Source organism: Bacillus ectoiniformans (assembly GCF_016908875.1).
Taxonomy (GTDB): Bacteria; Bacillota; Bacilli; order Bacillales; family Domibacillaceae; genus Bacillus_BX; species Bacillus_BX ectoiniformans.
On the sequence record NZ_JAFBES010000001.1, the window covers coordinates 216,634 to 228,686 of the forward strand.

Annotated in this window: 14 protein-coding genes; 3 read left to right on the plus strand and 11 right to left on the minus strand. The window is 39.2% G+C overall.

Annotated elements, in window-relative coordinates; all coding sequences use genetic code 11:
* Position 1 precedes the first annotated feature (1 nt).
* Complete coding sequence (gene cbpB, locus JOC78_RS01100; RefSeq protein ID WP_204552179.1) at positions 2 to 442, minus strand: cyclic-di-AMP-binding protein CbpB; 441 nt, start codon at positions 440 to 442, stop codon at positions 2 to 4.
* Positions 443 to 614: 172 nt separating this feature from the next.
* On the minus strand, positions 615 to 872 hold the full coding sequence (locus tag JOC78_RS01105; RefSeq protein WP_204552181.1) for a YkuJ family protein: 258 nt from the start codon (positions 870 to 872) through the stop codon (positions 615 to 617).
* Positions 873 to 1,068: 196 nt separating this feature from the next.
* On the opposite strand from JOC78_RS01105, the gene JOC78_RS01110 reads away from it, so the two are divergent.
* Complete coding sequence (locus JOC78_RS01110) at positions 1,069 to 1,311, plus strand: glutaredoxin domain-containing protein (protein WP_204552183.1); 243 nt, start codon at positions 1,069 to 1,071, stop codon at positions 1,309 to 1,311.
* Positions 1,312 to 1,373: 62 nt separating this feature from the next.
* On the opposite strand, the gene JOC78_RS01115 is transcribed toward JOC78_RS01110, so the two are convergent.
* The 3 genes from JOC78_RS01115 to fadH all read right to left on the minus strand — a co-directional run bounded on the left by JOC78_RS01115 (position 1,374) and on the right by fadH (position 3,870).
* A complete protein-coding gene (locus JOC78_RS01115; RefSeq protein ID WP_338023146.1) occupies positions 1,374 to 1,613 on the minus strand; it encodes a hypothetical protein in 240 nt (79 codons plus the stop codon).
* Between the two features lie 67 nt (positions 1,614 to 1,680).
* On the minus strand, positions 1,681 to 2,892 hold the full coding sequence (locus JOC78_RS01120; RefSeq protein ID WP_204552185.1) for an EAL domain-containing protein: 1,212 nt from the start codon (positions 2,890 to 2,892) through the stop codon (positions 1,681 to 1,683).
* Positions 2,893 to 3,105: 213 nt separating this feature from the next.
* Positions 3,106 to 3,870 carry a 2,4-dienoyl-CoA reductase gene (gene fadH, locus JOC78_RS01125; RefSeq protein WP_204552187.1) on the minus strand — a complete coding sequence of 255 codons (765 nt, stop codon included), beginning with the start codon at positions 3,868 to 3,870 and terminating at the stop codon, positions 3,106 to 3,108.
* Positions 3,871 to 4,063: 193 nt separating this feature from the next.
* Here fadH and JOC78_RS01130 point away from each other — a divergent pair, with 193 nt between their 5' ends.
* The gene (locus JOC78_RS01130; RefSeq protein ID WP_204552904.1) at positions 4,064 to 4,936 is read left to right on the plus strand and encodes a metallophosphoesterase; all 873 of its coding nucleotides are present in this window, start codon (positions 4,064 to 4,066) and stop codon (positions 4,934 to 4,936) included.
* A gap of 24 nt (positions 4,937 to 4,960) precedes the next feature.
* Here JOC78_RS01130 and crcB read toward each other — a convergent pair whose 3' ends face one another.
* The 4 genes from crcB to JOC78_RS01150 all read right to left on the minus strand — a co-directional run bounded on the left by crcB (position 4,961) and on the right by JOC78_RS01150 (position 9,434).
* A complete protein-coding gene (gene crcB, locus JOC78_RS01135) occupies positions 4,961 to 5,308 on the minus strand; it encodes a fluoride efflux transporter CrcB (protein WP_204552189.1) in 348 nt (115 codons plus the stop codon).
* The gene (locus JOC78_RS01140) at positions 5,308 to 5,682 is read right to left on the minus strand and encodes a fluoride efflux transporter FluC (protein ID WP_204552191.1); all 375 of its coding nucleotides are present in this window, start codon (positions 5,680 to 5,682) and stop codon (positions 5,308 to 5,310) included. The genes crcB and JOC78_RS01140 overlap by 1 nt, the downstream gene beginning before the upstream one ends.
* A gap of 92 nt (positions 5,683 to 5,774) precedes the next feature.
* A complete protein-coding gene (locus JOC78_RS01145; RefSeq protein WP_204552193.1) occupies positions 5,775 to 7,886 on the minus strand; it encodes an RNA degradosome polyphosphate kinase in 2,112 nt (703 codons plus the stop codon).
* Between the two features lie 15 nt (positions 7,887 to 7,901).
* Positions 7,902 to 9,434: a Ppx/GppA family phosphatase gene (locus tag JOC78_RS01150; protein ID WP_204552195.1), complete on the minus strand. Its 1,533-nt coding sequence runs from the start codon at positions 9,432 to 9,434 to the stop codon at positions 7,902 to 7,904.
* 133 nt (positions 9,435 to 9,567) lie between these two features.
* Between JOC78_RS01150 and JOC78_RS01155 the strand changes: the two genes are divergently transcribed.
* Entirely contained in the window at positions 9,568 to 10,029 is a 462-nt protein-coding gene (locus JOC78_RS01155; RefSeq protein WP_204552197.1) for a YkyB family protein, read from the plus strand.
* Between the two features lie 102 nt (positions 10,030 to 10,131).
* Here the strand turns inward: JOC78_RS01155 and JOC78_RS01160 are convergent, their stop codons facing one another.
* Both JOC78_RS01160 and JOC78_RS01165 read right to left on the minus strand, forming a co-directional pair.
* Positions 10,132 to 11,034, minus strand: a complete 903-nt coding sequence (locus JOC78_RS01160; RefSeq protein ID WP_204552199.1) for a chemotaxis protein — start codon at positions 11,032 to 11,034, stop codon at positions 10,132 to 10,134.
* 199 nt (positions 11,035 to 11,233) lie between these two features.
* Entirely contained in the window at positions 11,234 to 11,677 is a 444-nt protein-coding gene (locus JOC78_RS01165; protein WP_204552201.1) for a TlpA family protein disulfide reductase, read from the minus strand.
* Positions 11,678 to 12,053: the final 376 nt, after the last annotated feature.

Sequence of the window (12,053 nt, forward strand, 5' to 3'; positions counted from 1 at the left end):
GTTAACTAAGTTGATCTACATGATAGTTCAGGTGTTTTAAAATAACCCGTCTAGTTAAGATCCCTTGAAACGCTCCTTCTTCATCTGTTACACATAAAAATGGATGATTGATTAACAGCCCTAGCGCTTTTCGAAAGTGATCATTCACGGTCAGGTGCGGCTGATCCTTTGACATAACTTCTTCTACTCGCATATCTTCAAGCTTTTCAAACTCAATTCGTTCAAGTCCAAGAATCGCTTCCGTGATCATTGGTGAACTAATGAGCCCCTCAAGTTTAAACTTCTCATCAAGTACGGGGATTGCTGTATACCCGCTCTTTGTCAATACAAGCAACGCATGCTCGAGGTTATTCCCTGGCTGAACATGAGCCACTTTCTCGCCCGGGATAATATAATCCATTATTTTGGTATTTAATACATCTTTACTTTCAAAAGAAATCATAAAAATACCCCTTCTTTTTCTTTTTCTTCCTGTATCTCTATCTCTTCCAAACAGAAGCTTGCTTACTGTATGTATCCCCTGCCTAATTATAACAAACTTAGCCCGGAAAAACCTAATTCACTCACCCGAAGAACAGAAAAAAACCCTGCCTTCTATAAGCAGGGAAAAGAAATTATAGCTGCTGCTGTTTTTCTTCTTGAAGCAAATCAAAAATTTCAATTGCTGTCATATCGATATCATCGAAAGGATACTTGTTTCCTTTTCCGTCCTTATCGTAAACTTCTAATTCAAACGTATCTTTATTAGGAAAATATTTCACTTGGCATAAAGTTTTACCGTTCATTTCGAATAAGCGCTGCTGAACCTCGCCAGCCTCTCCGCCCTCTTGCAAAGACTTTAAACGTTGAATAATACCCATTAATTGTGACATAAATTAGGTCGTCCCCTTTCATATGGCAATCCATTATTTATTTAATTTTGACCATCTGCTATCTGATTGTATAAAATAAATAGGCAAAAGAAATATACCATACATCTATTCTATATCCAACTGTTTTATTTTAACCTTTTGTCTAATTATGATGAACGCTGAAACAAATAAACCCATTCTAAAGGAGGAAGAAAGTATGTCAGCTATTGTATTGTATACCCAGCCTGAATGTCCGCCATGCCAGATAATTAAATTATTTCTTAAAGACCGGGGAGTTCTCTTTGAGGAAAAGAATATTGCAGATGATCCCAAAGCCAGGAATGAATTAATAAATATTTGGAAATCCCATTCAACACCAACTGTTGTTATAGAAGAGGATATTATCAGAGGTTTTGATCTCAATAAATTGACAGAAATTCTTGAGAAACATCAGCTGTAATAAGCCGTCCAGATTTCTTTTGCCGATCTTCCAATGAGCAGAAGAAACCTGGTCTAAACTATTTATAGATAACCGCTTGCCACAGCTGCGTAAATGATAAATGCCAAAGCAAGTCCAATCCCTATGACATACGCCCAAAATATCGGATTTTTTGTATAAGGATGATGCTGAACTGTTTCTGGGATCGGCTGATCCATTTCTTTTACCGCACCTTGCGATTTCAGCACCTTCATTGTATATATAAGCGAGAATACAAATGTAATCGTAACAGCCACTATAAGAATGACCATATAATCACTCACAGGAGACACTCCTTTCAATAATGAATGTATGAATAGTGTCTCCGCAATCATCGAAATGTATTCAACTTTAATAGAGCAGCCCGTCTTGTTCAAATAAGAATTCATACGAAATATCCATGAATAAATATTCGTGCTCATTCAAAGGATAAGAAAAAGTCCTAGTCAGTTCTCCCGTTTCAATATCACTGTAAAGATCGGAAATGAGCCCGCGTTTATTTTTACGCATTTTTAAGATGTTTTCTAAAAAATATGGGCGCCAGCTCCAATTTTTATCGAAATACTCCGGCTGAAAGATCCATTCTCCACTCTTTTTAAAATAATTAGGCGTCAATTCAAACCCATTCTCATCACATATGTATAAACGAAAACACATCATTTCAAATTTCTTCCCCAGCTCTTCAAGCAAGTATTCTTTGCTATCGTGCTGCTTCATCACGCGCGATACAACCGTTTGGATTTCATTTTGAATCGATTCTGCGAGCATGTACACTTTTTCAAGAGAACGCTTTTCATGCAAGATAAACTCCTGGCATTTCCTTCTGAGCTTTTCGCGCATGATTTCGGAGGGCTTAAACGACAAATCGGGTTTCTCTAGATAAAATCCTTGGTAATATCTCCCGCCATGCTTCCATGCATATTGTAATTGATACTCTACTTCTATACTCTCAAATAAAAGCGAAGCACCTATTTTTCGCGCCAGCATAGATAAGGAATAAAGGAAATCGTTATAGTTGTGATTAGCCGATTCGCTGCGAAGCATATCAAGATTTACTTTTAAAATATCCGGCGCGCATCCGGATAATCGATGAATATTCGCATTATTTTCACTTAAATGGTCAATAGCAATTCGAATGCCTAGCGTCTTGTAATACCTTATTAAATGTTCAAGGTTTGTCCTATAATCTCTTTCTGAAATCTCCAAAACGACTTTCTCTAGCTTAAACCCCTTGCTTTCATAACTTTTCAGCAGCTGTAAAAAAAACTCGCCATCTTCCTTCATTAAAATGGCCGCCGTACAGTTGATAAAGAGCATGGCTTGCTCGTTTGAATCTGTGTATAGATCAAGCGCTTTACTTATGAGAAGGCAATCCACCTCTAAATGATATTCTTCCGGAACTTCTTCATCTTCAAAAAAAGGCCCTAAGCTTTTTATTTCTTCACCGTCTTTAAATCGCCCAAGGACCTCATAACCAATAATTCGATGCTCATCCGCACTGAAAATCGGCTGAAATGCAGGCATGACTTGATCTAAATGTGACATGACTTCAAGTGCATCCATCTCCTAAACCTCCATAATTACCTGTTTTTCGGGAAAACATATGATTATTGATCGTCGCTATGTATGTGAACATATCTATTATAATAGAATATTCGTATTTTTCATATCAGATTAATCGAGACTCTTATTTCCTTTACTATTCCACCCACTTCACCACTTCAAAAAAGAGACAAGCAAGAAGCAAGTCTCCATTCAATCCCCTTATAAATTTAATTAAAACGGAAATCTATTCAGCCATTGGCCGCCATCCATTGTGACACATTCCCCGTTTATATATCCGGCTTGATCGGAGAAAAGATAGAGAGCTAATCCCGCAATTTCCTCAGGTGTTCCCAATCGATGCAGCGGGACACTATTAATTGTTCGCTTCGCCGCTTCTTCTGATTCCCATAACTTGTCTGCTCCGCCCGTTCTTTCAATGGGACCTGGGGCTATTGCATTTGCACGAATCCCATATTTATGTCCCCATTCCACAGCTAAAGTTCTAGTTAAGGATAGGACACCTGCTTTAGCTGCTGCTGAGTGCGCGACTCCCGCTCCGGCATTCCATGCATAGGTGGCGACAATATTAATCATGCTGCCTTTTATGCCATGTTCAATCCAATAATTGCCCACTGCTCTCGAACAGTAGAATGTGCCATTTAAAACGATATCGATCACTGATTTCCATCCATTTACTGATAAATTCTCAGCAGGACAAATAAAGTTTCCTGCCGCATTATTCACTAAATAATCAATCGTTCCAAACGCTTCATGTGTTTCACTAATTAGACGGTCAACATCTTCAGGGCTGCGAACATCCATGGAAACGAGCAATAACTCGCCGCCCTCCCCTTTAAGTTCCGCTTTAGCCGCTTCTAACTTTTCTTGATTTCTTCCGGCAATCACCACTTTGCCGCCTTCTTGAAGAAACCTTTTCGCCATATATTTTCCCATGCCGCTTGAACCGCCAGTTACGATCACAACTTTATCTTTCATGCTTATCCCCCTGTTCATAAAAAATGAATGAATCACCACTCATTATTTATGATAACATATTTTTGGAAAATTCACATATTTTTAAGCAGAATTATTTTCTTTCTTTTATTTTTTTACTACTATTATCAGTAGTGTGAAACCACTGACTTTAATATAATAATAGAAACAAACAGGAAAGAGTGGCTTAAGTATGATGGCTAAAAAATATTCACGGCGCAGCTTTTTGAAGCAATCTCTCACTTTTCTGTTTTCACTTTTAGGCTTATCTGGCGGCGGCTATGCCTATGCTCGTTTCATTGAACCAAGCAGGCTGCAATTAAATGAAGTAGAGATTCAACATGAACGAATCCCAAAAAGCTTTAACAATCTGAAAATCGTTCAATTCAGCGACACCCATCTTGGGTTTCAATATTCGCTTAAACAATTAGAAAAGCATATCTCTCTCATCAATTCACTAAACCCGGATATGATCTTTTTTACAGGTGATTTATTGGATAAACCAAATGAATATGAATCGTCTAAAGCACGTGAAACCGTAAGAATTCTTCAAGAGCTTCACGCACCTTTAGGTAAATTCTCTGTTTACGGAAATCATGATCATGGCGGATATGGTACCGACCTTTATCAAAATATGATGAAACAATCCGGTTTCACCCTTCTGAAAAATGAATCAGCTGAAATATATAAAGACGAAGAAAGCATTTTTCTGCTAGGCATTGATGATGCGATGCTAGGAAAGCCCAGCATTGGATTGGCCAAGCAAAGGGTGAAAGAAAACCATTATCAGATATTACTTTCTCATGCTCCTGACTTGGCTGATGAAGCAGCTGGTTCTGGTATTCACCTTCAGCTCAGCGGACATTCCCACGGCGGCCAAATCCAGCTGCCTTTTGTAGGAACGCTCATTACACCGCCGTTTGCGGAACGCTATCAGGAAGGTAGATATGACTTATCTCCGCTCACTTTATATGTCAACCGCGGGCTTGGCACAACAAGGCTCCCTTTTCGTTTTCTATCCGTTCCTGAGATTACCATTTTTACTTTACAAACAAAGCAAAAAACATGACTCCAAAACGCGAGTCATGTTTTTTTATGAAGCAGCCATTCCTGCTGCAAAGGATAGGGTAGAACCAAGTATGGTGAATAAGACATAAATCAAAAACGTACTTCTCTTTTTTTCTAATAGGGCAGCCCCTTCCACACTGAACGTTGAAAATGTGGTAAAACCTCCTAATAAACCTGTACCGATAAACAGCTGAGCTTCTATTGAGAGCCCCTGGCCATGTGAGATGAAAAGACCTAGCAGAAAGCTTCCTAACAGGTTTACCGTTAAAGCTCCCAGCGGAAAAGAACCTTTCACTTTAGCAAGCAATAATGAGGCTGCATATCTTAGCAAAGCGCCAACAGCTCCACCGGCAGCCGTCAATAATAAAGCCATTATCTATTCTCTCCTTTGACCTTGGCTAAGGAGCCTAGTTTAAGGCCTGTTACCCCTGCAGCTATGCCTAGGACTGTACTTGCTGCCATATAGATCGTCGCAGTCCTTGCATTGACATGAAATAATTCATACACCTCTTTGGAAAAGGTGGACATCGTCGTAAATCCGCCGCAAAGTCCAGTGCCATAAAATAAAGATTGTGCTTTGCTGATTTTTTTACGCATAAACCAGGAAGTAATGAGACCGAGCACGAAGCTTCCTAGCGTATTCACCAGTATCGTGCCAAAAGGAAATAAGCTGCTATTCAAAAATAGAGTCAAGTAACGAAATACAGCCCCTGCTCCTCCGCCAAGCATGACATACACTATATTCATAGTTGTTCCCCCGTAATAATGATCATACTGCTCAGCCTAACAAACTACTATAAACAAGGGAAGAGTTTTCTTATCCGCTTTCCAATATCCTCTTACTCTTCATCTTCTCCGACGCGATAAGCTGCTTTTAAATTAATTAACTGACTGTTTATCTCTTCTTGATCGGCCGTCCGTTCTACATAGTGATAGTACCCTTGATTATCTTGATATCGCGCTTTCACATTATCCTTCAGCTGCAGTTCAAGAAATTCAGACAGCCGTTTTTTTAATTCACCGTCAAAGATCGGAAACATAATCTCCACTCGCTTGATCATATTTCTTGTCATTAAATCTGCGGAAGACAGCAGCATTTTGCCTTCTCCATTATGGTGGAAGTAATAGATTCGGCTATGCTCTAGGAATCGTCCTACAATGCTGATTACTCGAATATTTTCACTGACCCCGGCAATACCAGGACGCAAGCAGCAAATCCCGCGTATGATACAGTCAATCTTGACCCCCGCACACGATGCTTCATAAAACTTCATGATCAGTTCTTTATCAGTTAATGAGTTCATCTTGGCAATAATACGCCCATTGCCGTGTTTTTTATGCAGACGGATCTCATTATCTATTAGTTTAATAAATTCATCTTGAATATCAAATGGGGCAACGACAATATGATTGTACTCCGGCTTTTCCGTGTATCCGCTCAAATAGTTAAAAAAGTTCGTCGCGTCAATGCCAAACTTCCGTTTCGTTGTGATTAATCCATGATCCGTATATAATTTAGCTGTTTGATCATTATAATTGCCCGTCCCCAGATGAACAAAGCGTTCAATTCCGTTATTTGTTTTCCGGACAATCAAGGTTATTTTACTGTGAGTTTTTAGATTATGCATGCCATATATGACATGACAGCCCGCCTTCTCTAACTCCTTCGCCCACTGCACATTATTTTCCTCATCAAACCGGGCTTTTAATTCGACTAGCACGGTTACTTGCTTGCCATTTTCAGCCGCTTGCTTCAGCGCTTTTATGACCGGAGAATCCCCACTGACCCGGTAAAGCGTCTGCTTAATAGCGAGCACACTTGGATCATCAGCTGCCTGCGTCACAAAGTCGACAATAGGTTCAAAGGATTCGTATGGATGATAGAACAATAAGTCCTGCTTAAGGGCTTTTTCAAAAATATCTTCTCTGTTAGATAAATCAAATGGCAGCTGCGGTATAAAATTTTCGTAGGATAAATCATCACAGTGATCCCCAACTTTTTTGACAAAGGAAAATAAGAAAGTTAAATCAATAGGGCCATTGATCTCATATACATCTTTCGAATGAATTTCTAGCTCCTCTAATAAATAAGCCAGCACATCCGAGTCCAGTCCTTCCCTTTTAATTTCCAGCCGGACAGCTGCACCCCATTTTCTTTTCTTTAATTCTTTCTCTATTTCAAGCAACAGATCACGTGCACCTTCCTCATGAATCGTTAAATCGGCATTTCTAGTGATTCTGAATATGTTCGTCGACTTAACGGTAAACCCTTTAAAGAAACGAGTAACATAATGCTCCAGTACATCTTCCATCATCACAAAAGCGGTATGAGAATCAGATGAAGGCAAAGAAATAAAGCGTGGCAGGACAGATGGAACCTGAACAATGGCCACTTTATCTTTGCGCTCTTCTCCCTCTTCTTTATCATTATTCTCAAGCATCACGACCATATTGATGCTTTTATTTAAAAGCATCGGAAACGGACGATACGCATCAATCGCCATCGGAGTCAGCACAGGGAAGATCTCCTGTTCAAAATATTCATTCAAATAATTCAGTTCCGATTGATTTAAGGAATCAATTGGTTTAAAGAATATGCCTTGTTCATTTAAAGCAGGTATAATCTGTTCATTTAAAATTTGGTATTGCGTTTCTATTAAAGAATGAGTCTTCTCACTAATCGCTTTAAGCTGCTGTTTCGGCGTCATCCCTGCCTTATTTTCTGGCTTATTAAACCCCGCCTTCACTTGGTCTTTTAGCCCAGCAACCCTCACCATAAAGAATTCATCCAGATTGGAACTGAAAATCGCTAAAAACTTTAATTTTTCAAGCAGCGGATTGGTGTCATCCGTTGACTCCTGAAGCACCCGTTCATTAAATGCCAGCCAGCTCAGTTCCCGGTTATTATAATACGTCGGATCTGATAGTGCAGTATGCTCATTTCCCCTCATTTAACTTCCCCCTAGTCAGTCGTCTATCTTACTGAAATCCAATTGAATCGTACGCTGCAGCACTTTCTCCAAATGCTTTTTTTGTTTGTCACTTTGGTATTTTTCTGACAAATAATCCCTTTCGCAGAATACTTTTATTTTTAATAGGCCTTCTTTTCCTGCCGTTAACTTTAATCGCTTGACCACATTTCGTTTTGAACTATTTAAACTAAAACATAGCTTTAAGAGAGCTCCCCATTCTCTCATTTGCTGAATTTCTTCTTTCGTGAACCAGTTGTCGTAGGAAGAAATATATTGCTTTAGAGTAGAATAGTTAGTGAATGACGCGACGAGAGCCATCTTTACTTTTTCTTTATGGGAGTACCCGTCAAGTGTGGAATTGGTAAGCAAATAGAAGGTATGCTGACTTTTTGAACTGCTTGAAATATACTCCCCAAGATAAAATAGTGAGGCGGCTTGTTCTAAGAAAAACTGATCGTCTTCCGCTACATCGAATAAGTGTTCATGTGTAAACTGAGACAATAGTTCGCTTAAAATAAATTGCATTTGGTGGTGGTGAGCTTCATTGAGCTGATAACTTTTGACGATTCGCATGGTGCCATTTTGTTTGACTTGATGTAATGTTTCCCAAGAAACACCTGGCATCTGCTCTAATATTAGTCCATCCCGCAGCCCTCTTGAACTGACAGCCAGCGCAGAAGATCTTGAATATTTCAATAATTGATAAAACACTTCTAGCGCGGGCAGGATGAGATCTGCCCTTTCTTTAGACAGCCCGTCTACCTTTTCCAGTTCTTCATACGTTTGAACAGATAATTCTTTATGCAGCTCGGTAAATTCATCTGCGTCTATTTCATACCCATGTATCCCAATATTCGGATATGCTTTTTTCAATTGGGAAACCTTCGCAAGATTTCTGGCGCTTCCCCCGATAGCTACTACTTTATCTGCTCCACTGTCGAGCCAGGGAAATTGTGAAAATTCATTTAGAACATAACTAACCAGCTGATCTCTTTCACATTCTGTCATGCGGTTTCCTTTAATGAATTGCTCTTTTAGAGACACCACGCCAAATGGAAAGCTGAATGTGTGCTGAAGTTCGCGATTTTTGAAGCAGGTAATTTCTGTGCTGCCCCCTCCCATATCCACAATTAATCCGTTTTCAATGGGCAGAGTTTTCGTCACAGCTGATAGACCAAAGTACGCCTCCTCTTCTCCGCTTAATACTCGAATATGGAAACCGGTTTGCTCTTTTGCTTTACCAATAAGCTCTTCTTTATTGGCTGCTTGTCTGACGGCTGCCGTAGCTGTGCAATCTGTATGTTCGACTTGGTGATAATCAATGACTTCTTTAAAACTGTTTAATACGCTGATTAAAAGCTCTATACCTGTTTCTGATAACTCGTTATCACTATTTAGATACGTGCGAAGCCGAATGGGAGCTTTAATATTTTCACACTCTTCAAAGCTTCCATAACGCATATGATAGATCACTAAACGAACGGTGTTGGAGCCAATATCAATAATAGCAATTTTAGAATTTTGCATCGTTGTCTCACTGCTTTCTTTTTACCTTCTATTTTCCACTAAAAAAGCCTGATTAAAACATGGGAATCGCTTTCCAAACAAAGAAAAACGAGTTATAATAGATGAAAAAAATAGTGCGAAAGGAGTCCTTTATTTGACCAGTCATAAGGTAAAGACCACTAACCCTCTAACCACTCCAACCCTCGCTAAAGCTATTTTCACTGTAAACCGGCATGCTAAAACAGCAACAAACCCTAAATTTTTATATTTGCTTAAAAAGAAAGCTCTATTAAAAATGATTGTAGAGGGCCGAGCTCAAAAAACAGGTCTGCATTTTTCTAACAATCCAAAATATAGCCAGCAGCAATCAGATGTGCTAGTTTCATGCGGTGAATATACGTTTCATATTCCTCCTTGCAAAGAGGATTTTGACAAACTCCCTCACCTTGGCAGTTTAGATCAGAATAAACGCAACCCCCGCACCACGATGAATTTAATGCAGGCGAAGAAAATTCTTCAAGAATATACGGGTATGAAGGAATATCAAACGAATGCTTCTCCTAAACAGCCTCGCTATAATAAGCCCGTATTTAAACCGCTCGGACAGTCCTATTAAAGGAGATCATCACTCTTAACCATAAGCTTTATGTAAAAAGCACCTGCTGACGTGATCAGCCGGTGCTTTTTTAAGGTGCCAGCTCTTATTTACTCTTGCCGACTATAGCGATAAACGATCGATATGCATGACAAGCTGGGCGATTTCCGGCTTGCTTACTTGAGCATTTGCTCCAACTCCATCGCCTTTATGTCTTAAATCATCAGTAATTAATGACGAGAAGATAATAACCGGAAGCTGTTTTAACTCAGGGTGTTCTTTCACCCGCCGTGTTAAGTGATGGCCGTCCATTTGCGGCATTTCAATATCCGTAATTAGGAGCTGAACCTTTTCTTCCACGTTGCCTTCTGCAGCAATCGACTCTAAATACTCTAATGCCAGTTTCCCGTTCTCGAAAAACTCGATATTTTCATATCCTGCTTCATGCAATGTATCATGAATCAGCTTTCTTAATAACGGAGAATCCTCCGCGACAATTAAACGTTTAGACGAACGCTTTCGGTCACCTAATTGCTTGATTTGCCCTACATGAATGCCTGAGTGCGGATTAATATCTACAATAATTTTCTCGAAATCCAGCAAGAGTATCATCTCACCGTTAATTTTAATGACCCCAATAATTTGACTGTTGCCGCCTTGATACATATCGGAAGGTTTTTCAATATCATTCCAGGAAATTCGGTGAATGCGAGTGACATTTTGAACATGGAAGACTACTTTTTGTTTGTTAAATTCCGTGACAATATATTTATCTGTCTGTTGGTTTCCGGATGGCGGTACGCCCAGAACTTTGGCCATATTGATTACCGGCAGGACCTCACCGCGCAATTGAATAATCCCTTCAATATGCTCATGAGCATGAGGGATGAATGTGATTGGGAGCGGCTGAATGATCTCTTTTACTTTGATTACGTTAATTCCAAATTTATTATTCTGAACTTCAAACTCCACAATTTCCAGTTCGTTTGTACCTGTTTCAAGCAGAATGCCAGTTTCATTGTTCATATGCCTTTTGTCCCCTTGCTTTTTTATTTTACTATATCATGAAACTGGAAGTAATAAACGGGAAAATTATTTAGATTTATTTAACATTATATTAATAAAATTTTTACATTCCGCATAAAAAAACCGACTCAAACGTTCAGATCCTTTAAGCAGCCGAATGACTGCGTAAAGGCTTCGAACTCTTGAGCCGGCCTCAACCTTATTCTTGTTCTAGTACTCGATTAATTTTCTTCTTCAGCATATCCATTCCGCTTCCTCCCGCTTGGAAATGTCGAAGCTTGCCTTCTTTATCAAATACATAATAAGCAGGAACATATTTGTTTTCGAAGGCATCTGTTAATTTATGCTCGCTATCTACAAAGATCGGTTGAATAATATCATGCCCCATGGCCATTTGATTGATCACTGAAACGTCTAAATCATCTTCTGAACGAGGCATATGTACAGCTACTACATTTAATTCATCTTCATATTCATCGCGAAGATCATTGATCTCAGGCATCGCTTCCTTACATAAATAGCAGCTGACTGACCAGAAATGAATCAACGTTGGTTTCTTACCTACTAATTCTTCTTTTGTCACTTCTCCATTGATCCATTTAGTCGCTCCAGTTAATTCAGGCATTTGTTCTCTTAATTTCAAGTTCTTCCACCTCTTATTATATTGTTTATTTATTTATAATAATTATTAATTAATATATTTTATATTATAGGAACTGTTTTTAATTACGTCAAGATACTAGACTTATATTTTTAAATTACTTTTTCAGAGATGAAGAATGACTTAATACTCCTAATTGATTGAAACGAAAGGTGCGAGACTCCTGCGGGATCAGCGTGACAGGTGAGATCCCGCAGGCGCTTTAGCGCTGAGGAAGCTCACCGCGCGCCCCGCGGAAAGCGAAGCATCCTGGAGTGAAATCAACCTTTGCTTTTTTATGACAGACTTTCATCAGTTCTTCAGAAATGAATCGGAATTTATCATGCCAGACCCCTGCTATCAATGGTAAAATAACAGG

What these genes read in the sequence shown, in the direction of transcription:
- JOC78_RS01150 (WP_204552195.1), bottom strand. Translation starts at nt 9,434, where the DNA reads ATGCAAAATTCTAAAATTGCTATTATTGATATTGGCTCCAACACCGTT.
- crcB (WP_204552189.1), bottom strand. Translation starts at nt 5,308, where the DNA reads ATGGCTTTATTATTGACGGCTGCCGGTGGAGCTGTTGGCGCTTTGCTA.
- cbpB (WP_204552179.1), bottom strand. Translation starts at nt 442, where the DNA reads ATGATTTCTTTTGAAAGTAAAGATGTATTAAATACCAAAATAATGGAT.
- JOC78_RS01105 (WP_204552181.1), bottom strand. Translation starts at nt 872, where the DNA reads ATGTCACAATTAATGGGTATTATTCAACGTTTAAAGTCTTTGCAAGAG.
- JOC78_RS01160 (WP_204552199.1), bottom strand. Translation starts at nt 11,034, where the DNA reads ATGAACAATGAAACTGGCATTCTGCTTGAAACAGGTACAAACGAACTG.
- JOC78_RS01140 (WP_204552191.1), bottom strand. Translation starts at nt 5,682, where the DNA reads ATGAATATAGTGTATGTCATGCTTGGCGGAGGAGCAGGGGCTGTATTT.
- fadH (WP_204552187.1), bottom strand. Translation starts at nt 3,870, where the DNA reads ATGAAAGATAAAGTTGTGATCGTAACTGGCGGTTCAAGCGGCATGGGA.
- JOC78_RS01120 (WP_204552185.1), bottom strand. Translation starts at nt 2,892, where the DNA reads ATGGATGCACTTGAAGTCATGTCACATTTAGATCAAGTCATGCCTGCA.
- JOC78_RS01130 (WP_204552904.1), top strand. Translation starts at nt 4,064, where the DNA reads ATGGCTAAAAAATATTCACGGCGCAGCTTTTTGAAGCAATCTCTCACT.
- JOC78_RS01145 (WP_204552193.1), bottom strand. Translation starts at nt 7,886, where the DNA reads ATGAGGGGAAATGAGCATACTGCACTATCAGATCCGACGTATTATAAT.
- JOC78_RS01110 (WP_204552183.1), top strand. Translation starts at nt 1,069, where the DNA reads ATGTCAGCTATTGTATTGTATACCCAGCCTGAATGTCCGCCATGCCAG.